Annotated in this window: 13 protein-coding genes; 7 read left to right on the top strand and 6 right to left on the bottom strand. The window is 75.1% G+C overall.

Features of this window, described 5'->3' with window-relative positions:
* The first annotated feature begins 111 nt into the window (after positions 1 to 111).
* Together OG710_RS00910 and OG710_RS00905 are read left to right on the top strand one after the other, a co-directional pair.
* A complete protein-coding gene (locus OG710_RS00910) occupies positions 112 to 930 on the top strand; it encodes an alpha/beta fold hydrolase (RefSeq protein ID WP_330237627.1) in 819 nt (272 codons plus the stop codon).
* A gap of 46 nt (positions 931 to 976) precedes the next feature.
* Positions 977 to 1,186 (top strand): DUF4287 domain-containing protein, encoded by a 210-nt coding sequence (locus OG710_RS00905; RefSeq protein ID WP_111335062.1) that lies wholly within the window; start codon positions 977 to 979, stop codon positions 1,184 to 1,186.
* Positions 1,187 to 1,224: 38 nt separating this feature from the next.
* Here the strand turns inward: OG710_RS00905 and OG710_RS00900 are convergent, their stop codons facing one another.
* From OG710_RS00900 to OG710_RS00880, 5 genes are all read right to left on the bottom strand, one after another.
* Positions 1,225 to 2,058, bottom strand: a complete 834-nt coding sequence (locus tag OG710_RS00900; protein WP_330237626.1) for an SDR family oxidoreductase — start codon at positions 2,056 to 2,058, stop codon at positions 1,225 to 1,227.
* 32 nt (positions 2,059 to 2,090) lie between these two features.
* Positions 2,091 to 8,684 (bottom strand): beta-ketoacyl synthase N-terminal-like domain-containing protein, encoded by a 6,594-nt coding sequence (locus OG710_RS00895; RefSeq protein WP_330237625.1) that lies wholly within the window; start codon positions 8,682 to 8,684, stop codon positions 2,091 to 2,093.
* Positions 8,685 to 8,745: 61 nt separating this feature from the next.
* Positions 8,746 to 14,661, bottom strand: a complete 5,916-nt coding sequence (locus OG710_RS00890) for an SDR family NAD(P)-dependent oxidoreductase (protein ID WP_330237624.1) — start codon at positions 14,659 to 14,661, stop codon at positions 8,746 to 8,748.
* Between the two features lie 41 nt (positions 14,662 to 14,702).
* Complete coding sequence (locus OG710_RS00885) at positions 14,703 to 16,286, bottom strand: PfaD family polyunsaturated fatty acid/polyketide biosynthesis protein (RefSeq protein WP_443064211.1); 1,584 nt, start codon at positions 16,284 to 16,286, stop codon at positions 14,703 to 14,705.
* Positions 16,287 to 16,358: 72 nt separating this feature from the next.
* Positions 16,359 to 17,513 carry an SDR family oxidoreductase gene (locus OG710_RS00880; protein WP_330237623.1) on the bottom strand — a complete coding sequence of 385 codons (1,155 nt, stop codon included), beginning with the start codon at positions 17,511 to 17,513 and terminating at the stop codon, positions 16,359 to 16,361.
* 587 nt (positions 17,514 to 18,100) lie between these two features.
* On the opposite strand from OG710_RS00880, the gene OG710_RS00875 reads away from it, so the two are divergent.
* Together OG710_RS00875 and OG710_RS00870 are read left to right on the top strand one after the other, a co-directional pair.
* Positions 18,101 to 19,462, top strand: coding sequence for a wax ester/triacylglycerol synthase domain-containing protein (locus tag OG710_RS00875; protein WP_330237622.1), 1,362 nt, complete (start codon positions 18,101 to 18,103; stop codon positions 19,460 to 19,462).
* 122 nt (positions 19,463 to 19,584) lie between these two features.
* A complete protein-coding gene (locus tag OG710_RS00870) occupies positions 19,585 to 20,106 on the top strand; it encodes a hypothetical protein (protein WP_330237621.1) in 522 nt (173 codons plus the stop codon).
* Between the two features lie 52 nt (positions 20,107 to 20,158).
* Here the strand turns inward: OG710_RS00870 and OG710_RS00865 are convergent, their stop codons facing one another.
* Positions 20,159 to 20,506, bottom strand: a complete 348-nt coding sequence (locus OG710_RS00865; protein ID WP_330237620.1) for an STAS domain-containing protein — start codon at positions 20,504 to 20,506, stop codon at positions 20,159 to 20,161.
* A 97-nt stretch (positions 20,507 to 20,603) separates the two neighbouring features.
* Between OG710_RS00865 and OG710_RS00860 the strand changes: the two genes are divergently transcribed.
* The 3 genes from OG710_RS00860 to OG710_RS00850 all read left to right on the top strand — a co-directional run bounded on the left by OG710_RS00860 (position 20,604) and on the right by OG710_RS00850 (position 23,972).
* On the top strand, positions 20,604 to 20,936 hold the full coding sequence (locus OG710_RS00860) for a helix-turn-helix transcriptional regulator (RefSeq protein WP_330237619.1): 333 nt from the start codon (positions 20,604 to 20,606) through the stop codon (positions 20,934 to 20,936).
* 173 nt (positions 20,937 to 21,109) lie between these two features.
* A complete protein-coding gene (gene lanL / locus OG710_RS00855; RefSeq protein ID WP_330237618.1) occupies positions 21,110 to 23,767 on the top strand; it encodes a class IV lanthionine synthetase LanL in 2,658 nt (885 codons plus the stop codon).
* Positions 23,768 to 23,813: 46 nt separating this feature from the next.
* Positions 23,814 to 23,972, top strand: a complete 159-nt coding sequence (locus OG710_RS00850) for a VenA family class IV lanthipeptide (protein WP_330237617.1) — start codon at positions 23,814 to 23,816, stop codon at positions 23,970 to 23,972.
* Positions 23,973 to 23,986: the final 14 nt, after the last annotated feature.

Below are 23,986 nucleotides of genomic sequence, written 5' to 3'. Positions count from 1 at the left end.
GTACTGGACTGATCAGTACTCGTGTGAGTACTGTACCGTCCAGTTCCAGATCGCGGCCGCTCCGGCCGTGACCGGAGTGCCGTGCGACGGCACATTCATGGGGGTTTACGCATGACCACGACAGTGGACAGGATCATCTCGGCCGACGGCACGGCCATCGCGTTCGAACGGCGGGGCTCGGGCCCGGCCGTGCTGCTGGTCGGCGGCGCGCTCATGACCCGGAGCGCCTCCGAGGACCTGGCCGGGCTGCTCGCCGAGCACTTCACGGTCGTCACCTACGACCGGCGGGGCCGGGGCGACAGCGGGGACGCCCCCGGGTACGAGGTGCGGCGCGAGGTCGAGGACATCGACGCGCTCATCGAGGGGCCCTGCGGCGGGACCGCGATGCTGTTCGGGATGTCGTCGGGTGCCGCACTCGCCCTGGAGGCGACGGCGCGGGGCAGCGCCGTCGGCCGGCTCGCCCTGTACGAGCCGCCGTTCATCACCGACGACAGCCGGCCGCCGCTGCCCGCCGACTACGTGGCACACCTGACGGAACTCGTCGCCCGCGAGGCGTACGGGGACGCCGTCGCGTACTTCATGACGGCGGCGATCGACATGCCGGACGAGGCCGTCGCGGGCATGCGGCAGACCCCGTTCTGGGCGAGCCTGGAGGCCGTCGCCCGCACCCTTCCGTACGACGGCCGGATCATGGGCGACACGATGTCCGGCCGTCCGCTGCCCCTCGAACGCTGGGCCCCCGTCACCGTCCCCGTCCTCGTCGGCAGCGGCGACGCGGGCGCATCGCACATGGAGACCGGCGCCCGCGAACTCGCCGGGGCCGGCGACAACTTCACCCTGCGGATCTTCGAGGGCGAGGAGCACACCATCGCGCCGGAGACCCTCGCCCCGGTCCTCGCCGGCTTCTTCGCCGGGGACCGTACGGCGTAAGCGACCGCCCCCGGAACCACCACCCCCATCACAGAGAGGCACCGGCATGACCACACCGCCCAAGGGACCCGCCAGCTACTTCCCGTCCATCGAGAAGAAGTACGGCCGCCCCGTCGAGGAGTGGAAGGAGCTCATCCGCTCCTCCGACCTCACCAAGCACATGGAACTCGTCGCCTGGCTCAAGGCCGAGCACGGCCTGGGCCACGGCCACGCCAACGCGCTCGTCGCGCACACCCTGGCCGAAGCGGGGAGCTGAGCCCCGCCCCGGCCCGGACCGCGCCGGGGCGGGAACGCTCAGCGGAACGCGGCCGCGTTCTCCGCGGCCCACTGCCGAAACGGCCTGCCCGGCGCGCCGGTGACCCGCTCGACCGTGTCGCGCACCGCCAGCAGTTCGTCGTTGACGTCGCCGCCCATGACGTCCAGCACCGCGTCCGCCGCCGCCTCACCGAACACGGCGGCCAGCGGCGCCCGGGCCTCCTGCCGGCTCGCTCCGGCGAACGGCACCTCGCGCCCGAGGGCCGCCGCGACGGCCGCCGCCTGCTGCCGGGCGGACACCGGCTCCGGGCCGGTCAGAGGGTAGGTCCGCCCCCGGTGGCCCGGCTCGGTCAGGGCGGCACGGACCACCGACGCGATGTCGGCGGGATGGATGGTGGGCAGCCCGGTGTCCGGGAACGGGGCACGGACCGTGTCGCCGGCCCTGATCGTCGCGGCCCACATCAGGGCGTTCGACGCGAACTGGGTCGGCCGCAGGATCGTCCACGCCATCCCGCTGTCCTTGAGCAGGCGTTCGACCTCCTGGTTCTCGGCGGCCGGGCCCAGGTGCGGGTGGGTCAGGACGGTGATGGACGACACCAGCACCACATGCTCCACCCCGGCCCGCCGCGCCGCCGCGAGGACGTCGGCGTCCGGGCCCACCCGCGACGGCAGAAAGAGCGCGCGGACCCCGGACAGGGCGGCCTCCAGCGACTCCGGCACCGCGAGGTCGCCCTCCACGGCCTCGACCCCCTCGGGGAAACCGGCTCGTGAGACGTCACGGGTGAGCCCCCGCAGCGGGCCCGCGCCGCAGGAGCGCAACTCCGTCAGCAGCGGGCGTCCGATGTTTCCGGTGGCTCCGGTCACGAGGATCATGTGCGGGTACTCCCTGTCGTCGGGCGGCTGACTCAGGAAGACGCTAGGAAGTCAAGCGGACTTGAGGTCAAGGAATCCGGCACCACCCGCATGCCCAGTCCGCGTACGCGGTAGATGCAGGTGTCGTCGCCCCACAGGGTCGCGTCCGCCACCGCGTACGGGCCGCGTGCGTCCCGACCGCTCTCCACGATGTCCAAGTCCACCCGGATGAGCCGGTGGGCCGGGGTGATCTGCCCCCGGTACGTCCACGACGTCTCACGGTCCGGCAGCACCGGCTCGAACCGCGCATTCGGCATGCCGGCCCCCGCACCGCTCTCCAGCAGGTGGAACTGGAGGAGTTGACACATCGCCTCCACGCCCAGCGAACCCGGCTGCACCGGGTCCTGGAAGAAGTGTGCCCGGAAGAACCAGTCGTCCGCGCGGACGTCCTTCTCCGAACGCAGCCGGCCGAGTCCCGCGCTCCCGCCGTCCGGCCAGTAGCCGGTGACCCGGTCCAGCATCAGCAGCATGGGCCCGGGCAGCCGCAACCGCCCCGCGCCGTAGCGGTCCGGCAGGGCCGTCAGATCGACGGTGCGGTCGCAGGGCTCGGCGAGCCGGGCGCGGCCGTCCGCCGGGACCGGGACGCCCTGCCGGCCGTCGAAGGCCGACCGGGGGAAGAACCCGAAGACCGTCTCCAGGGCGAACACCCGCACGCCGTCCGCCGTGCACGACAGCCGGAACGTCTCGATGACCATGTCACCGCTGCGGGCGATCCGCGTCAGCTCGGCGCATGTGCGCACGGTGCGCGTGGCCGGGGTCACCTCGCCGGTGACCGTGCCCTTCCCGTCGAGATTGCGGAACAGCAGGTCCACGTCGCTGGTCAGCGCACTCCCGACGTACGAGGCGAGCCAGCCGCACGGCTGCAGCGCGGTCTCCATGAGCACGGCGAACGGCATGGTGCCGCCGCCGCTCTCCGCGAAGTACCAGGCGTCCTCGGGTACGTCGTACTCCGCGACGACGCGACTGCCCTCCCGCATCCCGCCCTGCGGCCCGTCCACCGAGACGATCCGGCTCATGAAGTGGTACGGAGGACCGGGCAGCCGCGCCACGCCACGGGTGCCGTCGAACGGCTCGTACATCGCGCCGAACGCCTCGCTCGGCCGCCCCCACGCGCACGCCAGCAGCGAGTCGTAGTCGAACCGGAAGCCGTCGGCTGCCACGGCCACCCGCTGCTCCTGGCCGTGACGGGGGTCGGTGGGGCGGGGGAGCGCCGGTGTGCCGGGGGCGGTCCCTACGGCGGGCGGACCCGTGTGCCGCCACTGCGTCAGCGGCCAGTCCGGCACGAGCCGCAGGGCCACGTTCCGCCCGAGGAACGCCTTCATCCCGTCCACGGAACCCAGCACATCGGCGTAGAGGGTGGGCTCCGGACCGGCCGACACACCCCGTACGAAGACCTCGTAGACGACCCGCCGGCCCTCCGGCGTCGCCTGGCCCCGGCACATCGCCCGGTAGGGCCGCCCGGTGACGGGCTCGAAACGCCAGCCGTCCCGCGCCACGGTGTACCCCATCGCGGTCAGATAGAACGCCATCGCCTGGAAGCCGCCCTGGAGCATCAGGGTGCCCGGCATGCACGGGTCGTTGTGGAAGTGCCCGGCGAAGAACCAGTCGTCCGGGCTCAGCGCGGTCTCGGCACGCAGATAGCCCCGCCCCCACGGGCCGCCCGCCGGGTCGAACTCGCTCACCTCGTCCAGCAGCCGCAGCCGCTCCCCGTCGAGGCGCGGCGAACGGACGTGCGCGGCGGTCGCCTCCCAGCCGGGACCGAAGCAGTACGCGGGCCTGCCCTCCGCCAGCGCCCGCAGCGCCTCCGGGCCGAATCGGCGCCGCGTGCAGCGGACCGCCGGCGGATCGAGCGGCAGACCGTCGTCCTGCGGCGGATGGTCCGCCGGATTCCACCGGACACCGCCGCTGCCGGCGAGTTCGGCGGGCGTGAAGAATCCGGCCCGGCCGTCGCGCACACTGAGCCGCAACTCACCGTTCACGTAGCAGTCGTGGTGGAAGAAGGCGAGCCGCACACCGTCCGCCTCGGCGTGGCCGTCGATACGGATCTCGAACCGCAGCGTGTCGCCGATCGTCGGCGGGGCACCGTGGAACGTCACCTCGCAGCCGAGCAGCCGGTAGGCGCGCTCGCCCCGGTTGAGGAGATCGACCCCCAGCCAGCTCAGCAGGAGCAGGTCGGCCTGGCCGGCCTCGATCAGGATGCCGGACGGCATCCGGCCGGTGGCATCCAGATACCAGCTGTCCCGCCGGACATCGGTCTCCGTCCAGATCGTGCCGTCCGTACGCACCGGCCCCGGCATGGCCAGCGCCCCGGCCACCGCGTCGATCCCGGTGACCCGGTCGGCGAACAGCATCGGCGGACTGGGCATCCGGGTCTGCACCGCGTACCGGTCCTGCTCGGCGAACAGCGGCCCGAACAGGACGGAGACATTCTGCGTGGCGAGGTATTCGAGCTGCGCCCGGTCGAACGTGGGACCGGGCCTGACGGGCCCCGGGGGAACGGGAACGGGCTGCGGGGCGCTCTGCGGTACGGGTGCCGGCGCGGGCACGGGCGCCCGGTCCGGTGCGGGCTCACCGCTGCGCGTCAGCGCCGTCACCGTCGACGCCGACAGCCGTAGGAAGCGCTGGTGGGCCTCCGTGTGGCGGGCCATCACCTCCTGGTGCAGGCTCGCCGCCCGCGCCCCCAGCCGGGCGGCGGCGACCCGAGCGTCCTCGCCCACCGCGACCCCGCCCGCCGCCGCCCCGCCCGTCGCTCCGGGCAGGACGGCCGGACGCCGTCCCTCCGGTACGCGAGAGGGGCCGCCCCGTGGCGCGGGTCCCGCCGGCCGCACCGGAGCCAGCCGGGGCGCCCGCGGCAGGACCATGGGGGCCTCGGGCAACCGCGGCGGAGGCAACGGCCGTACGGTGACGGCGGGCGCCGCGGTCGGCGGCTCCGTCGCGGCGGCCCCCAGCCGGCTCAGCAACTCCTCCGCCCGCACCGGCACCCCCGCGACGACGAGTTCGGCCACCGCGAGGCACAGCTGCCGCAGCCCGGTGTCCTGCGGGGAGTCCAGGGCCACGGCCACATGCTCCCGGTCGCCGAGAACCCGCTTGATCCACCCCGTGCACAGCCTGCGCGGCCCGTGCTCGACGAAGACGCGGACGCCGTCCGCCCACGCCTGCTCCACCATCGCCGCGAAGTCGATCATGCCCATGCCCTGGGCCGTGACCGCGTCGGCAGCCCGTTCGGCGGTCGGCAGGTACGCCTGCCCGGTCGCCCCGCTGTAGAACCGCAGGCCCGGCACCGGCACGGTGGGCCGCAGATGGGCCGCGCGCCACACCTCGCGGACCTCCGCCAGCTCCGGCGCGTGGGCCGCCAGGTCGTAGTCCAGCTCGGCGGCGAACTCCGCGCCCAGCCGGGCCACGACGGCGGCGCATGCCCGCGACTCGCCGCCGATGACGCACACGCCCGGCGCGTTCACCGCCATCAGATGCACGGCGGGTTCCCCGGCGAGGGCCGCACGGACGGTGTCCGCGTCCGCCCCGACGATATGGCTCGACCACCGCGACCCGTCGATACCGTGCCGCCGCCAGTAGCGGCGGACCGCGCGGAGCTCGCCGGTGAGTTCGGTGCTGAACAGGCCGCTGTCGCGGGTCGCCTCGTACAGTCCGGCGGCGTCCGGCCAGGCCCCCAGCGCGACCAGCGCCGTGGACTCGCCGGAGGAGTACCCGAGCGCGGCATCCGGGCGCAGCCCGAGCACCTCGCGGCTGAACACCGTGTGCGCGGCCGCCAGTTCGGCCGCGCGCCAGATCTGCTCCAGGACCCCGTGGCGCGGCCCCGTCCGCAGGCGCGTACCGAGGCCGTGATGGGTGTCCCGTACCGTCTCGCCGAGCGAGGGCAGCGCCGACATCAGCTCGCGGCCCATGCCCTCGTACGCGGCCGAGCCGTTGGTGTAGACGAACGCGGTTTCCCCGCCGACCGGCCGGTCCCGGAACCGCACCCCGGCCGGACGCGGCCCGCTCCCGGTCAGCCAGCGGCGGGCCGCCGCCCGCGACTCCGCGTCGACCCCGCCGCCGTCCGTCACGAACGCCAGCTTCGCCGGGCCGTCACCGCCGGGCGCACCGGCGTCCAGAGCGGCCAGCACCTCCCGGCGATCCGCACCCGAGAACACCTGCAGCGCGGGTGCGGGCCCGCGCAGCCACGGCCGGGCGTCCCCGGCGCGCAGCCGCACCCGCACGGGCGGGCCCTCCAGCGGCTCCACCACGACCCGCGCGGTGCGGGGGACGGCCCCGGTGTCGGCGGGGCCGTCCGGGCGGGGCACCGCCCGGTGCTGGAGGGCGAGCGCGGCGACGGCGACCGACACCAGCCCGGACGCCGCGTGGGCGCGCCCGAAGGCGGCGGACGGGTCGAACATCGCGTCGGGGCCGTCACCGACGACCAGTTCGGGCTCGTCGTCGCCCTCCTCGTCGAGCACGGCGACGACCTCGTCACCGTCCTCGCGCGCCGCGTCCAGGAGCTTGAGGACGAGGACGACGGCCGCGTCCCCCGGCTCGCTCCCGCACCCCAGCTCCCGCAGCGCGGCCCGGTGAACCGCCTCGCAGGACACATCGGCGGCGCCGACGAGCGCGGCGTCCGCCTCACCCGCCCGCAGCGCCCGCACCGCCGGCTCCAGCCCGACCGGCCCGGACGCCTCCTCCGCCGACACCGTGAAGCTCGCACCGCCCAGGTCGAGTTGGGTGCTGATGCGGTTCGCGGCCAGGTTGGGCATGCTCCCCACCACCTCCTCCGCCGTCATCGGCGGGCCGAAAGCGTCCCGCGCCCGGTCCACCGGCACGGCCGCGTCCGGCCCGGCCTCCTCCAGCCAGTGCGGAACCCGCCAACGTGCCCCCGACCGTGCCACCTCGGGGTCCACGCCCATCCCGATGACCACCATGGTCCGCTCACGGGGGAGCCGTACCGTCCGCGCGGCCTCGCGGGCGGCCTCCAGCACCAGCAGCTGATGGCGCACGGTCCGCTCCAGGGCCAGCGGCGGAAAGCACAGGTCCGCCAGCTCCACGGCGAACTCCGAGGCCGGGCCCCGCCGTTCGCCGTCCAGGAGCGCCCGCCGCAGATCCCCGGTGGACGCCCCGTCGCCCACCCGCGCCCCGACCGCGACGACCGCGACCGGCGCCCGGCCCCGCGCGGCGGCCGACCCGGCCTCCGCCCCGGCATCCGGCGCGGCTTTCGCCCCGGCATCCGGCGCGCGTGCGGGCCCGGGCACCGCCGGCCGGGACGCACCCGGCCGGACCGGCACATCGGGATGGTCCACGATCAGATGGGCGTTGGTCCCGCCGAAGCCGAACGCGCTCACCGCCGCCCGCCGCGCCCCCGTCCACTCCTCCGGCTCCGTCAGCACCCGCAACGGCGTACCCGACAGCAGCTCCAGCGGCCGCCCCGCCCCCGGCGTCGCCGGACGCACCCCGGCACCGAGCGCGCCCAGCACCTTGAGTAGCCCGGTCATACCCGCCGAGGCCAGCAGATGCCCCACATTGGCCTTCACCGAGCCGATCGGCACATCGCCACCGGCCCCGAAGACCGCGGCCATGGCCCGCGCCTCCACGGCGTCACCGACCGGTGTCCCCGTCGCATGGCACTCGACCAGCCCCACCGACTCGGGCGCGACCCCCGCCCCCTCGTACGCCAGGCGCATGGCCCGCACCTGGCCCTCCTCGGACGGGCTGACCAGCCCGGCGCCGCGCCCGTCGTTGGAGAGCCCCGCACCCCGGATCACACCGAACACCGGGACACCGGCGGCCCTGGCGTCCGCCAGCCGCATCAGCGCGACGAACCCGGCGCCCTCGCCGTGCACCAGCCCGTCCGCGTCCTGCCGCAGCGGGCGGGAGCACCCCGTACGGCTGGTCGCGGACAACGCGCAGAACCCCACGTGCAGATAGAGGGGATCGGGCCGGCTGACCGCACCGGCCACCATCACATCCGCCGTGCCGTCGTGCAGCCGGTCGCACGCCAGCTTCACCGCGTACAGCGAGGACGCACAGGCCGCGTCCAGCGACCATGCTCCCGCACCGAGCCCCAGCGCCCGCGCCGCGAGCACCGCCGGCAGCCCGGAGGAGAAGCGGTTGCGGGCGTCGGGGCGCGTCCGGCGCACGCCGCGCAGCAGCGCGTCACGGAGATCCGGCCGCTGCCGCGACAGCCATACGTGCTCGGCGAAGGCGGCCCCGGTCTGCGTCGGATACGACAGGTTCCCCAGCACCAGCCCCCCGCGCCGCAGCGGACCGGAGCGGCCCGCCTCGGTGAGTGCCTGACGCGCCCCGTACAGCACCCAGTGGAACAGCGGGTCCAGGCCGCCGATCTCCTGCGGCCCGACCGCGAAACCGCTCGGGTCGAAGACCGACTCGAACCCTTCGACGTAACCGGCGACCTCGGTCCAGGTGCGGTCGGCGCGGTCGTCCACCGAGCCCATGACCCAGCGGCGCGGCACCCGCCAACGCCCCGCCGGGGCGGGCGACAGACTGGTACGCCCCGCCGCGATGTTCGCCCAGAACGTGTCCGGGTCCAGCGCACCGGGCAGCACACAGCCCCGGCCGACGACGGCGATCGGTTCGAAATCCATACGGGCACTCACTCAGGCGGAGGGAAGCGGGGGCGGCCGACATCAGAAGCGGGTGGTGGCGTCAGGACGGGCGGCGGACCAACTCCACACCGATCAGCTCCAGCAGCACCCGCCCGTCCGGATCGATCAGCGCCGCGTCACAGCGCGCCCCCGTGTCATGCGCCTTCCGCCCGCGCACCACGCACCGCACCTCACCGTCCACCGGGCCGCGCCGGTGCACCCGGCACTCGGCGACCGCCATCGGCAGCGTCCGCGCCCCCAGCACCTCCTGCGCCCAGAGCAGGGCGAGTTGAAGAGCACCGTCCGCGGCGGCCGCGTCGAGCGCCCACCGCTCACCCGGCCAGTCCAGCGCACGCAGCCCCGCGACGACCGCCTCGGCACCGTGCTCCGAGACACCGCCGACCGTGCGCAGGGCCTGGAACCGGGGGCCGTGGAACAGCGCCGTGCCCTCGTACGGGCCGGCCGTGCCGAGCGGTTTCAGGGCCTCGGGCGTCTCCCAGACGTCCGGAGCCGCCATGCCGTCCCCGGCCTCCAGCACCGCCCTGTAGTACGCCGTACCGTCCTCGCCCCGCAGTTCGGCGTCCAGGCCCGAGGGCGAGCCGGGCGCCCCCCGCCCGGCGAGCACCGTCAGCAGATGGCCCGACCCCGCCAGCTCCGGCAGGGCACACGTCCGGTACACGCGCAGCTCCCGCACGACGAGCGGACCGGCCGCCGGCAGCCACGCCGCACCCGCCCCGGCCAGCCAGTTCAGCGCCAGGGCCACCGGAAGCACCGGCACATCGGCGGGCGCGTGGTCCACCAGCTGCGGCAGCGTGCCGGAGCGGACCGGAACCTGCGCCCTGACCGGTCCGGCGTCCGGCGCCATCGCCGCCGGGTCCTCCCCGGCCACCAGGACGACCCGCGGTTCACCGGCCGGGCCCGCCAGCTCCGCCGTGAAGGCGGCGGCGCCCCGGCCGAGCGGGATCAGCGCGACCCCGGCCCGGTCGAAATGCGCGGCGAGGGACGGCGTGACCATCCCGCCCTGCCAGGGCCCCCAGGCCACACACCGGACGAGGCAGTCGGGGCGGCGGGCCTGCTCGGCCGACGCCACCTGATGCAGCACCTCGTTGGCCATGGCGTAGTCGCACTGTCCCGGATTGCCGAACACGGCGGCCACCGACGAGAACAGGACGATCGTGTCCAGGGGGTCGTCCGCCGTGGCCGCCAGCAGCGCCCGCAGCCCGTCCACCTTCGTGGACAGCACCGACACGGCCTGCTCGTCGCTCTTGTCGGCGATCCGCCGGTCCGCGAGGACCCCGGCGCCGTGCACGATGCCGGTCACCGGACCCCATGCCTCGCGGACATCGCGCAGGGCGTCGGCGAGGGCGTCGCCGTCGCGGGCGTCCACCCGGACGTAGCGGACCGGGGAACCGGCCGCCTCCAGGGCCGCCAGCGTCGCCCGCACCTCGCGGGCGGCCAGGATCTCCCGGGCCCGCGCCGCGATCCGCACCGGCGAGGCGTCCGTACCGGCCGCCCCGGCGCGTTCGGCGAGCAGCCGGGTGAGTGACGGCTCGTCGAGCGCCGCGCCGAGCCCCGCGGGCTCGACGGCCGGATCGGTCCTGCCCACGAGCACGATCCGGGGACGGTGGGCCCTTGCCAGGTCCAGCAGCGCGGCGGCGGTCACCCCGCGCGCCCCACCCGTGGCCACGATCACCGAAGCGGAGGTGATCCTGCCGCCGCCGGAGGCCGTCACGGAGCGGGGCTCCAGACGCGGGACGACGCGCGAACCGTCGGCCCGCAGACCGGCCTCGCGGTCGGCCCCGCCTTCGAGGAGTTCCCGTACGACCGCGTCGGCGACCGCCGCGTCGTCCCGGCCGCCCCACTCGCAGTCGATCACCCGGCACGAGCCGCCCGGCCACTCCTTGGCCGCCGTACGCACCAGCCCGGCGACCCCGCCCAGCCAGGCACGGTCCGGCGCCCGGCCCCCGAGGCCGAAGTCGCCCCCGGTGTCCTGCACGGCCACGAACAGGGCCTCGCCCTCGGACGCCCGCGCCGCCACCGTGCGCGCCGCGCGCAGCGCCGACAACAGGACCTCCCGCGCCCCGTCCGGCCCGTCGGCGGCGGTGAGGGCGCCGAGGTGGACGACGGCCCGCGCCCCGGACGGCACATCGGCCGGCGCGGTGGCGTCCACGCCGTGCTCCGCGAGCCTCCGGGCCACCAGAGCGGACAACCCGGCCCCGCGCGGCCCGTCGCCGGTCACCACGACGGGCCCGTCCAGCAGTCCTGCCGTGGCCGGGCCGGACGCCGGCGACTCCACGGCAACGGGCACCAGCCGCGTCAGCGTCACGTCCTCCTCGCGGGGACTCGCGTCCGGTCCGGGAAACCCGGCACCCTCCGGCACGCCCGAGTCCCCGGCGGACGGCCCCGGCGCCTCCGCGGGCCCGGCGCCGGCCGCCATCGTGTCGACGATCTCGCGCAGCGTGCGCAGCCGCCCCAGACGTCCCACGTCGCCCGTCGCCAGGTCGCCCACCTCGCGCCGTACGGCGGACAGGATCTCGACCCGCTTGATCGAGTCGACCCCCAGATCGGCCTCCAACTCCATGTCCATGTCGATCATTTCGGCCGGATAGCCGGTCAGCCGGGCCACCACCGACAGGAGCAGTGCCTCCAGCTCCGCCGCCGACAGGGGCACGGGCGGCGCATCGGCTGCGGGCGGGGCAGCCGGCGCGGACACGGCGGGTTCGACGGGCGCCGGTGCCACAGGCACAGCCACGGGTTCCGGGGCCGGGGCGGGCGCGGGCGCGCCCACCTCCGCCGCGCCCACCTCCGCCGCGTGCACCGGCGGCGCGGGGCGGGGGACCGGCAGCGGCGCCGGGGCGGCCGGGGCGGTGACCGCCTCCCCGCCGAGCAGCGCGGCCATGCTGGTCTCGGTCATGCGGAGGAAGGCCAGATGGCTGTCCACCAGCATCTGCTGGCAGGCCGCGTGGGTCTCCGCCGTCTGCCGGTGCACCTGATCGACGGCCGCGTACAGATCACCGCCGGGCGGGGGAGCGCCTGCGGGACGAACGGCTTGCGGGGGCAGGGCATACGACGACATCGGGACCGCCTGGGGTTCGGGCTCGGGTACGTACGGGGGCGACGGCCGGAGTACCGGATCACCGGGCGGGGCGGCGGCCTCGGTGCGGGGCGGGGGCAGATGTCCGCGGTCGTTGCCTCCGCTGATCTTCACCGTCATTCGGGGCTCGCGCTCCTTCGCTGGGGTTTCGGGCGACTCGTACGGCGCCCAGAGAGCGCCGAGGTCCAGGGGGACACCGTGTACGGCGAGTTCGCCGAGCGCCGCGTGCAGGCCGTCCACCCCGGTACGGGGTCCGTCCAGGGACACCGCGGTGTGCGGGCGGCCGCCGAGAATGCGGCCGGTCAGCACCGTCAGCGTGTTGCCCGCGCCGATCTCGACGAACGTCCGCACCCCGGCCGCGTACATGGCCTCGATCTGCTCCTGGAAGAGGACCGGCGAGGCGAGATGGCCGGCGATCCGGCGGCGTACCTCCTCGACGTCCGAGGGGTACGGGGCCGCGTCGGCGTTGCCGTACACCTCGATACCGGGCGCCGACAGCGCCACCGTGCGCAGACGGGCCGCGAACGGCTCGGTGGCCGGGGCGACGAGGGGGCTGTGGAAGGCGGTCGACGCGGCCAGCCGCCTGGTGTCCACGCCTGCGTCCGCGAACCCCCGCTCCGCTCGGGCCACCGCCTCCGCCGTACCGGAGAGCACCACCTGCCGGGGCGCGTTGTGGTTGGCGGGCCAGACGTCCCCGTACGCCCCGGCGGCCAGCACCGCCGCCACCCGGTCCCGGTCCGCAGCCACCGCCAGCATCGCGCCCGGCGCACCCGGCACGTCCCGCATCAGCTCGCCGCGCCGCCGCGCCAGATCCACCAGCGCCCCGGCGTCCAGCGCACCCGCGCAGTGCAGCGCCACCAGCTCGCCGAAACTGTGCCCGGCCACGCAGTCCGGGCGCAGCCCCAGCTCCCGCACCACCGCCAGCAGGGCCAGCGACTGCACCGCGAGCGCGGGCTGCGCCCACTCGGTGGCGTCCAGCAGCGCCCGCCGGGCCGCGCGCTCCCCATCCGTGAAGGCCGGTGGCGGGAACACCACCCGGTGCAGCGCCCGGCCCTCGAAGGAGGCGCCGCCCAGCCGGTCCCACACCGCCTGCGCGGCGGGCGACAGCATCGCGGCACCGGCGCCCATGCCGACGTACTGCGCGCCCTGGCCGGGGAACAGGAAGGCGATGCGGCCGGTCTCCGGCTCCCCGCAGGCGTACCGCACCCCGGACGGGGCGGTGAACGCGGCGTCCGGGCGCCGCTCGATCATGGCCAGCGCCCGGTCGAACTTCTCCCGCAGATCCTGTTCACCGGTGGCGACGATCGCCAGGCGCACCGCGGCGGTGGGGGAGAAGGACAGCTGGCTCTCGCGGGCCAGGGCGGCGAGCGAACGGCTCCCGTCCGCCGGAGGCGGCGCCAGGGACGCGGGGGACTCGCCGCCGAACAGGACGAGTTCGCTCGGGACCGCACGATGGCGCGGGGCCGGCCGGCCACCGGCGCCGGAGGGCACGTACTCCTCCAGCGTGACGTGGAAGTTGCTGCCGCCGAACCCGAAGCTCGACACCGAAGCCCGGCGCGGATGGCCGGGCGGCCGCACCCAGGGGCGCGTCTCGGTGTTCACATAGAACGGGCCGTCCGGCAGCGCGGCCGCCGGGTTGGGGCGCGCCACCTTCACGGTCGGCGGCAGCACCTGGTGGCGCAGCGCCATGACCGCCTTCAGGAGCCCGGCCGCACCGGCGGCGCACTTGGTGTGACCGATCTGCGACTTGACCGAACCGACCGCGCACCACTGCCCGTCGCCCCGGCCCGAAGCCCCGAACACCTCGCTCAGGGACGCCAGTTCGGCCGTGTCACCGGCCTTGGTCCCGGTCCCGTGCGCCTCGACCAGCTCCACCGTCTCCGGCCCGTAGCCGGCGTCCTCGTACGCGCGGCGCAGCGCCCGCGCCTGGCCCGTCGGCATCGGGGCGTAGATCGCGCCGCCCCGGCCGTCCGACGCACTGCCGATGCCCCGGATCACCGCGTGCACACGGTCGCCGTCGCGCTCCGCGTCGGCCAGCCGCTTCAAGGCGTACATGACGACGGCCTCGCCCAGCATCGTGCCGTCCGCGTCGGCGGCGAACGGCCGGCAGTCCCCGGTCGGGGACAGCGCGGGCGTCTTGGAGAAGCAGAGGAACATGCCGATGTCGTTGCCCGTGTCCACGCCCCCGCTGATCACCAGATCCGCCCGGCCCAGCGCCAGCTCCCCGACCGCCGTGGACAGGGCGGCCAGCGAACTGGCACACGCCGCGTCGGTGGTGTGGTTGATGCCGTGCAGGTCGAACCGGTTGGCGATCCGGCCCGCGACCACATTGCCCAGCAGCCCGGGGAACGACGACTCCCGCCAGGGCTCGAACCGGTCCGAGATCCGGTCGCACACCGCCTGCGCCGCCTCCTCCGTCAGCCCGCTCTCGCGGAGCGCGGCGAGCCACACGGGGCGGTGCGTGCGCCCGTACATGTGCGGAAGCAGCTCCAGGGCCGCCGCCCCGAGCACCACCCCCGTACGGTCGCCGGCCGTGCGCGCCCGGCCCCCCGCGTCCGCCAGCACCTGGTCGGCGACCATCAGGGCGAGCAGCTGCGCACTGTCCGTCGAGGACAGGGCGGTGGGCGGCACCCCGTACGCCATCGGATCGAAGTCGACCTCCGGCAGGAAGGCGCCCCGGCGGGCATACGTCCTGTCGGGGGCCGCCGGGTCCGGGTCGTAGTGGTCCTCCACCCGCCAGCGGGACGCGGGCACCTCGGTGATCAGGTCCCGGCCCCCGGACACGATCCGCCAGTAGCCGGCCGCGTCCGACGCGCCGGGCACCAGCGCGCCCACCCCGACCACGGCGACGGGATGGCGGCCGAGCGGGGAGGAGGCGGGCACGGTCTCTCCTGCGAAGGTCCGCCGGCGGACGTCCGGGCCGCTCACGCCGGCCCACCGGGCACATAGGTGAACGCCTCCGGCGGCAACGGCACGCCATGGGCGCGCAGTTGATGGGCGCGAGTCAGCACGGCCGCGCCCTCCAAGAGGCTGAGGGCGATCGTCACGACGTCCCGGTGCGCGGGATCGGCCAGCGGAGTACCGGCCACCCACCGGTTGAACGAGCCCATCGCGGGCCCGCACCAGATCTGGTAGTCCGCCCGCCGCGACGTCTCGCCCTCGATCGCCCAGCGGCTCGAACTGCCCAGGTACCAGCGGAACACCAGCGCCATCCGGTGCTTGGGGTCCGCCTCGGCCCGGCCGATCTCGGCAGGGTCGCGCCGCTCCCAGAACGCCCGGGTACGCCGCCACACCTCGTCGAACGAGGCGTGCAGCACATCGCGTTCGAGCGTGGCCCGGACCTCGTCCGGGATCTCCTCCAGCGAGCCGTGCGCCCGGTACGCGGCGTAGAGCCGCCCGGCCCGCCGCGCGAACATCGTCCCGCGCGACAGCACCTGCAACTTCACACCCAGCTCGAACATGTCGGCCGCCGGGGCCATCGCCACATCCGCGATGTCCGCCTCGCACAGCATCGCCTTGGCCTCGTCCGACAGACCCGCCTCGACGGCGGTCTGGTTCACCGAGCCCACGACCACGTACGACGCGCCGAGCGCGAACGCGGCGGCCACCGCGTCCGGCGTCCCCAGCCCGCCCGCCGCGCCGATCCTGACCGGCCGCCGGTAGCCGAACCGGGCACAGAGCGTGTCGCGCAGCGCCGCGATCCTCGGCAGCAGGACCGGCAGCGGCCGGTTGTCGGTGTGCCCGCCGCTGTCCGCCTCCACGGTGACGTCCTCGGCCACCGGCACCAGCGCCGCCAGGTCCGCCTCCTCGCGGGTCAGCCTGCCGCCCGCCACCAGGGCGTCCAGCAGCGCGGCCGGGGCGGGCGACAGGAACCGTTCCGCCACCTCCGGCCGGGACACCTTCGCCAGCATCCGGGTACGCCGGACCACCTCGCCGTCCGGGCCCCGGCGCAGCCCCCGCGCCGCACACCACACGACGGCCGGCGTCAGCTCCATGTACGCCGATGCGGACACACACGGCACATTGCGGCGCACCAGCAGTCCGGCCACCCGTGACTCCAGCTCCGGCTCGGCCGGCGAGTGGATGAGGTTGACCCCCCAGTTGCGCCGCTCGCCCAGTTCCCGGACGAGCGTGTCCACGGCCCGCTCCACCTGGGCGTACCCCAGACCGCCCGCGCCGAAGAAGCCCAGCATCTCCGCACGGGCCATCGCCGCCACCATCGCCGTCGTCGCGATCCCGTTCGCCATCTCCCCGGCCACGTACGGGAAGCGCACCCCGTGCGCCTCGCAGAAGGTGCGGCCGCCCAGCCACTCCGGATACAGCGGCGGCAGGGTCCCCAGCACCCGGCCGGACGGCACCGGCCCCCGCACGAGCCCCAGCTCCCGGCCGTCCGGTCCCGCGACCAGATGGACTGGCTCGCGGATGTGCCGCGCGCAGGCGGCGATGGCGTCGGGGGAGAAGGCGTCCGGGGACACCATGGAGGACCCGGAGGCGGTGAGGACGGACACGAGGAGGCTCCAACGGGACGGGCGGAACGGGCGGGGCCGGCCGGTGAGAAGGGGACCGGGGCGGGGGCGTGGTCAGGCGCAGCGGACGGGCGGCGGGACGGCCGCCGGCGTGCCCGGCGGACCGGGCGGGCCCGGCACGGTCCAGGCGCGGGGAGCGAGACCCGCCCACAACCGGTCGGCGTCCACCGGGGCGGACACGGCCGCCGGCCCCAACTGCGCCCGGACACGGGTGTCGTCGAACCGCCGCCGGTGCGCGAGGTAGGACGTCATGCCGGGGTAGAAGTCCAGCATCGCCTCCAGGGGCGAGGGCGCGGCGGGCCGGCCGGACACCAGCTCGACCGTCAGCGGAACGAGCCGTTCAAGCACCTCGACGACGGTCGCCACGGGCACATCGCGGTCATGGACCACGTGATACGTGTCGACTCCGCCCGAAGAGGGCCGCCCGGCCAGCCGCACCATCACATCGGCCGCGTGCTCCACCTGGAGCAGGTTGAGCCGCCCGTGCGGATGCCCCACCATCCGGACCCGGGGCCGGGCCTGCGGACCCGCCCCGCCGGAGCGGCACGCGTCGCGCAGAATCCGCTCGACGACCTGGAGCGGATGCGAGGGAAGCTCGGGATGCGGCGGCAGATCGGTGACCAGCACGCTCGGCCGCAGCACCAGCACGGGCCGGCCGTGCTGCCGCGCCCATGCGTGCACCAGCGACTCGGCCTCGTACTTGGAGCGTTCGTAGGCGTTCTCGAAGCCGCAGCCGGCGTCCAGCTCGTCCTCGTACGCCACGCCCTCGCGCCGCGCCCCCGCGACGAACGCGGTGCTCACATGGTGCACACGGGGCCGCAGCCGGCTCGCCGCGGCCAGCTCCAGGACGTGCCGCGTTCCCTCGACGTTGACGCGACGCAGCTCGGGGAGGTCGCCCTCCAGGTTGATGCTGCCCGCGCTGTGCCAGAGCGCGCCCACGTCGTCGGCCAGCTCCTTGAACCTTCGCTGGGGGAGTCCCAGCCGGGGCAGCGCGAGGTCGATCTCCACCACCCGCACCCGGTCGGCGAGTGCGGCGGTGAACTCCGGCGTCGCGCCGGTCAGTTCGAAGAAGCGGACGATGCGGTGCAGGGCGTCGCCGGAGCCCGCGTGGGCCAGGACCGTCACCGACCGGTGGGTTTCGAGCAGCCGGCGCAGCAGGCGCAGACCGAGGAATCCGGTCGCGCCGGTGAGGGCTACGTGCACGGCCATGGCTCCAAGGGCTACGGAAGGGACAGCCCCGCCTACCGCAGGGACGCGCCGCGTCGGCGGCTCTCGCGCCGTCGCCGGGTACGTCGGTCGTCGGCGCACGGCACACCATGGCAGACGGCGGGCGAACCGGAAGAGCCCGATCCGGACCCCTCACCCGAACGAAGTACCCGGGCGGCCGGGGCCGCGTACGCCAGTACGGACCGGCACCCGACAGAGGGGCGGCATCCGCAGCCCGTCCCCCCTTCGGGGGATCTTCCGGACCGCCCGCGAAGCCGGTGCGGTGCCGGGAGCCGCAGCGGCGGTACGGGCGGAGCCCCCGCCGGGCCGCCGCCGCGGCCGGGACCGGGCCACGCGGTACGGGGCGGGGCCGGCCCGGCCGGTGGCCATCCTGAAGGGCGCGGACGAGGGTCGCCGGCCGCGTCCGGGCGTTCGTCCCGGCGCGGTGGACCCCTCGCCGCCCCGCCCGTCCGCTCGCCGTCACCGCCCGTTCGTTCGTTGTCCCCGTCCGCCCGTCCGCCCGTCCGCCCGTCCGCCCGTCCGCCCGTCCGCCCGCTCGCCGTCCCGTCACGCATTGGAGCCGAGAACCCATGGCCGCTTCCGCCCGGTCAGCGCCGTCCACCACCGCCGCCCCGTCCGCCGGGACCGCGCCGCCCGACGACTCCGCCGCCCCCGCCCCGGTGCCCGTCCACGCCGTGGACCGGGCCTTCCTGGCACTGGAACGGGTCCGCCCCGACGTCCGCTGGGACGCCGGCGGCATCGCGTACCTGAGCGGCCCGGCCCCCGGCCTCGCCGACCTGCGCGCGTACATCGGCTACCGGCTGGCCGGGCTGCCGCTGCTGACCAGCCGGGTCACGGCGGGGCGCAGGCCGCGCTGGCGGCCGGACCCGGACTTCGCGGTGGACCGGCATGTCGACGAGGTCGTCGCGGACGGGCCCGAGGGCTGGGACGCCGCCCTGCGCACCGCCCTCAACGCCCCCTTCGCGCCCGGCGCCTACTGGGGCGTCTGGCTGATCCACGGCCACGCCGACGACGCGTACGCCGTGTGCTACCGCTTCCGCCACGCCTGCCAGGACGGCGCGGCTGCGGCCATGACCTTCCGGGCGGTGCTCGGCGAGGGCGAGCCGTCCGGCCGCCCCGTACCGGCACCGGGGCGCCGGACCGCGATCCCTCGGCGCGTCGCCGCCGCCGTCGGCTTCGCCGCGAAGTTCGCGGCGGGCACCCTCGTCGTACGCGGATACCGCCCCGGCGCCGGGTACGAGGCGACCGGGGAGCGGCGGCTGAGCCGGGGACGCGTGCCGGTGGACACCCTCCGGCGCATCGGCGCGGCTCGGGGCGGCTCGGCGCACGACGCCCATCTCGCCGCCCTCGCGGGCGCGCTGGGCGAGTGGGCCGCGCGGTCGGGCGTACCCCTGCCCAGGGCCACGGCGGTGCTCCCGATCGACGCACGGCGCCCCGACGAGGAACAGACCTGGGGCAACCGCTGCTTCGCCGTACCCCTGGAACTGCCCGTGGGCGTGGGCGCCGGGCAGCCGGACGCGGCCCGGCGGCGGCTCGACCACGTCCTGGCGGCGACGCGCGGACTGCGCGGCGCCGCCTGGCGGCAGGCCATCGGGGACCTGGTCCGCCACATGCCCGCCGGGCCCACCGCCTGGTACACCCGCCGGGTGCTCTCCCCGCGCGTCACCAACGTCATGGCCACCTCGATGCCGCTCGCCGAGCGGGGCAGCCTCGGCGACACCCGGGTGACCGGCACCGCCCTGCTGCCGCTGCTCGTGCCCGGCCACCTCGTCGCGGTCGCCCTCTCCTACTTCGGTGAGTGGGCCGAGGTGTCCTTCGTCACCGACACCGGCCTGCCGCAGGGCGAACAACTGCCCGAACTGTGGGAGCGGGCCGTGGCGGAACTGGCGGAACTGGCGGAACTGGCGGAGACCGGGGGTGACCGGGGGTGACGCGCCGCAGACCCGGACGGACGTACGCGTGACCTCCGCACGCGAGTGATCGTTCTGCAGCCGTCGGGCGCCGACACCGCGTCTGCGACAACACCCCCGTCTGTTCGAGGAGCACCACCGCCATGACCTCCACGCGTACCGCCCGCGGCACCGTTCTCGCCGTCGCCCTCCTGTCCGTGTCCGCGCTGGCGGCCCCCTCGCCGGCTCGGGCCGCGTCCCTGCCGCCCGCGTGCCAGGAAGCGCTGCTGGAGACCTTCGACAAGTTCCCCGTCGTCGACTTCACGGTGCCGGACAAGGTCAAGAACACCGTGCTCGGCCAGGTCCTCGGACTGAGCGAGGCCGACCAGCAGGTCTTCACCGAGAAGGCCTGCGCGGCCTGGAACAGCTGGGCGACCGCCAACGGCCAGGCCGTCGCGGCCGACCTGGACACGCGCTACCGCAAGGCGGCGGCCCCCGTGTGCAACAAGTTCGCGAAGTCGTCCCTGGCCACGATCAAGCAGTACGCCCCGGACGTGCCCGCCGCGACCCGCGACCTGGAGAAGCTGGCCAAGCGGATCTGGAAGGACTCCATGGCGAAGCTGGCGGCCGACGCCACCAACGCCGACTGCCGCGCCGCCTACAACACCGCCGAGGCAGGCTGGTAGACGCACCGGGCCGGTCCCGCGTCCCGCACGGGAGACGGGACCGGCCCGGTGATCAACAGGCGGCGGCCTCCTCGACCGTCGCCCGTACGTACAGAACCGCGTCGAGCCCGGTCAGGCCCAGCAGACGCTGCAACTGCGGTCTCGGCGCGGCGATGCGCAGCGCCCCTGCCCGATGGGCCATGATCAGCAGATTGAGCAGCGACGAGTCCGCGAAGGTGATTCCGGACGCGTCCAGCACAACCTTCGGGTGTTTCCAGGCCGCGGTCGTCAGTGCCTCCTGCAGTCCTGCGATGGACTGCAGGTCGCAGGCACCGCACGCCGTGACCACCCACACGCCGTGCTGTTCGTACTCCACGACCGTCGTCCGCACCGGATCGGGCGCGGCTTCGCCGTACGACACCCCGAGGCCCTCCCGTGACTCTCACCCTGTCAGCAATTACAGGAAAAGTATGTCACGTAGTTGAGTACGGGCAAGCATTGGCGTTTAGATTGGAAACATGCCTGGAGTACCCGAAGCCCACGCCGGATGGACGTTCCTCACCAACCACGCACGCGTGCTGGCGACCATCGCCGACGACTCGAGCGTCCGGATTCGCGACATCGCCGCGCACTGCCGGCTCACCGAGCGCGCGGTCCAGCGGATCATCTCCGACCTCGAACGCGACGGATACCTCTCCCACACCCGGGAGGGACGCGCCAACACGTACCGCATCGAGCCGGACAAGGTCCTGCGCCACCCCGCGGAAGCGGGCCTCCCCGTCGCCTCGCTGCTCAGTCTCCTCGTCCAGGACGAGACCGACCGCGCCAGGGAACCCCTGCGGACCCAGTGAGGCCCACCGCACCGGCGAAGTGCGCCTCAACTCGCGCCAGGCGGCGCCGAACCGGCTGACGCGACCCCCGCGCGCTCGCTGGAGCAGGTGATTCCGGCTCGGGCGCGTTCCGGGCTCACGTGTCATGGGCAATTTCCGATCAGCGGTCCTCACCGTTGAGAGGGACACCCCACATGACGAGTCACGCCACCGAAGTCGACCTCGAAAGCCTTCTCGGCCGAGCCCTGGAAGCCACCCGCACCACCGCCCGCTGGACGACCTCCAGCGACGCCACCTGGTGCCACGTCGCCGCCCGCCCCGGCACGCGCCGGGACCAGGGCTGGAAGCTGCACCTGTCGGCGACGGCCGCCTCCGCGCCGACCGTCCTCGTGAGGGCCCTGGACGTCCTGCTGCCCGACACGTCGCCGTTCAAGTTCGCCCGCTCGCTCGACCAGGTCAGCACCCTCAACTCCCGCGCCACGCCGCGCGGCAGCTCCGGCAAGTTCATCACCGTCTACCCCCGCTCCGACGCCGACGCGGTCCGCCTCGCGCACGCCCTGCACGAGGCGACGGCCGGACTGCCCGGCCCCCGCATCCTCTCCGACCAGCCCTACGCCCCCGACAGCCTGCTGCACTACCGCTACGGCGCCTTCACCGGCCGGCAGCGGCTCTCCGAACAGGGCCTGCTGATCTGGTACATCGAAGACCCCGACGGCAACCCCGTCGAGGACGAGCGCACCGGCCGCTACGCCCCGCCCCCCTGGGCCGTCTGCCCCTTCCCCGAGACCGTGCCCCTCCCGCCCCCGGCGCGGACCGAGAGCGCCCCGGTCCTGCTCGGCGGCCGCTTCGCGGTACGGGAAGCGATCCGGCACACCAACAAGGGCGGCGTCTACCGGGGCACCGACACCCGCACCGGCGCGCCCGTGATCATCAAGGAGACCCGCCCCCACGTGGAGGGCGACGCCTCCGGCCGCGACGTCCGCGACTGGCTGCGCGCCGAGGCCCGCATGCTCGACAAGCTGAAGGACACGGGGCTCGCCCCCGACGCCCTCGCCCTCTTCGAACACGGCCACCACCTCTTCCTGGCCCAGAGCGAAGTACCGGGCCACAGCCTGCGCACCTGGGTCGCCGAACGCTTCCGCGACCTCGGCGCCGAGCACTACCGCCGCCAGGCCCTGGCCCTCGTCGCCCGGCTCGTCGACCTCGTCGAGGCCGCCCACGCCCACGGCTGCGTCCTGCGCGACTTCACCCCCGGCAACGTCATGGTCCGCCCGGACGGCCAACTGCGCCTGATCGACCTGGAACTGGCCACCGACGACACCGGCACCAGCCTGCCCACCCGGGTCGGCACACCGGGATTCAGCGCCCCCGAACGCCTGGCCGACGCCCCCGTCTCCGTGACGGCCGACTACTACAGCCTCGGCGCCACCGCCTGCTTCGTCCTGACCGGCAAGGTGCCCAACCTCCTGCCCGAGGAACCCCCCACCAGAACCGACGAGGAACGGCTCGCCGCCTGGCTCGACGCCTGTACCGGCCACGCCAGGCCCCCGGACCGCGTGACGGACATGATCACCGGCCTGATGAGGGACGAGCCCGCCGCCCGCTGGGACACCCACCGCGCACGCGAGGCCCTCCACCGGCCGGACCCGGCCCGCCCGGCCGCCGCGCGCCCCGCCCCGGCCCGCGACGACGAACTGCGCGACGCCGTCGCCGCGGTCGTCGACCACCTCGTGGACACCATGGACCCCGAGGACGACCGCCGCCTGTGGCCCGTCTCCACCGCCTCCGGCGAAACCAACCCCTGCACCGTGCAGCAGGGCGCCGCCGGACCCCTCGCCGTACTGACCCAGTACTTCACGCTCACCGAGGACCCCCGCCTGCCCGACCTGCTCGCCACGGCCGGACACTGGATCGCCGACCGCGCCCGCCCCGCCACCACACGCCCCGGACTGCACTTCGGGGACAGCGGAACCGCCTGGGCGCTGTACGAAGCGGGCCGGGCCATCGGCGACCGGGCCCTCACCGACCACGCGCTCACCCTGGCGCTCACCCCGCAGGAACCCACCCTCCACCACGACATCACCCACGGCACCGCCGGCAGCGGCATGGCCGCCGTCCACCTGTGGCACCGCACCGGAGACCGCCGCTTCGCCGCCCTCGCCGACGACGCCGCCGACCGGCTCGCCGCGGCCGCCCGCCGCGAACCCCCGGCCGTCAGCTGGCCCGTCCCCGCCGAAGCCCTCTCCGGCGAGGCCGGCAAACGCTACCTCGGCTTCGCCCACGGCTCCGCCGGCATCGGCTGCTTCCTCCTCGCCGCCGCCACCGCCTCCGGGCGCCGCGACCACCTCGGCCTCGCCGTCGACGTCGGCGAACACCTCGTGCACAGCGCCGTACGCATCGGCGAGACGGCCCAATGGCCCGCCCAGGCCGGCGACGAACCCACCGCCCCGTACTGGTGCCACGGCGCCGCCGGGATCGGCACCTTCCTCGTACGGCTGTGGCAGGCCACCGGCGACGACAGATTCGGCGACCTCGCCCGCCGCAGCGCCCTGGCCGTCACCGAACGGGCCTCCCGCGCCCCGCTCTCGCAATGCCACGGACTCGCCGGCAACGGCGACTTCCTCCTCGACCTGAGCGCCGCGACCGGCGACCCCGCGTACCGCGCCATGGCGCACGACCTGGGCCGCCTCGCCCTCACCGAGGGCGCCCGCCGCCACGGGCACCTCGTCTTCCCCAACGAGTACGGAGACGTCTCGACCAGCTGGAGCGACGGATCGGCCGGAATCCTGGCCTTCCTCCTGCGCCTCGGCCACACGGACTCCCGGCACTGGCTGGCCCAGCTGCCGGGCTGAGCGGCGGAAACCCCGCCGCTCCACCACAAAGAAGAAGGAGAGAACCATGGAAACCCAGACCCAGGACCTCGAACTCCTCGCCCACCTCCACGCCCTCCCCGAGACCGACCCGGTCGGCGTCGAGGCGGCCTTCTCCGGCACCTGCGAGTGCATCGGCCTGCTGACGGTCCTCAACACGGTCTGCATCGGCATCAGCTGCGCCTAAGACCGGCATAGCCT

Source organism: Streptomyces sp. NBC_00525, from assembly GCF_036346595.1.
Lineage (GTDB): Bacteria > Actinomycetota > Actinomycetes > Streptomycetales > Streptomycetaceae > Streptomyces.
The sequence above is the reverse complement of the archived record's forward strand: the minus strand, read 5'-3'. Positions and strand labels throughout refer to the sequence as shown.

Coding starts and splice junctions, on each gene's coding strand:
- OG710_RS00860 (WP_330237619.1), top strand. CDS start 20,604: ATGCCTGGAGTACCCGAAGCCCACGCCGGATGGACGTTCCTCACCAAC.
- OG710_RS00870 (WP_330237621.1), top strand. CDS start 19,585: ATGACCTCCACGCGTACCGCCCGCGGCACCGTTCTCGCCGTCGCCCTC.
- OG710_RS00850 (WP_330237617.1), top strand. CDS start 23,814: ATGGAAACCCAGACCCAGGACCTCGAACTCCTCGCCCACCTCCACGCC.
- OG710_RS00875 (WP_330237622.1), top strand. CDS start 18,101: ATGGCCGCTTCCGCCCGGTCAGCGCCGTCCACCACCGCCGCCCCGTCC.
- OG710_RS00900 (WP_330237626.1), bottom strand. CDS start 2,058: ATGATCCTCGTGACCGGAGCCACCGGAAACATCGGACGCCCGCTGCTG.
- lanL (WP_330237618.1), top strand. CDS start 21,110: ATGACGAGTCACGCCACCGAAGTCGACCTCGAAAGCCTTCTCGGCCGA.
- OG710_RS00905 (WP_111335062.1), top strand. CDS start 977: ATGACCACACCGCCCAAGGGACCCGCCAGCTACTTCCCGTCCATCGAG.
- OG710_RS00910 (WP_330237627.1), top strand. CDS start 112: ATGACCACGACAGTGGACAGGATCATCTCGGCCGACGGCACGGCCATC.
- OG710_RS00880 (WP_330237623.1), bottom strand. CDS start 17,513: ATGGCCGTGCACGTAGCCCTCACCGGCGCGACCGGATTCCTCGGTCTG.
- OG710_RS00895 (WP_330237625.1), bottom strand. CDS start 8,684: ATGGATTTCGAACCGATCGCCGTCGTCGGCCGGGGCTGTGTGCTGCCC.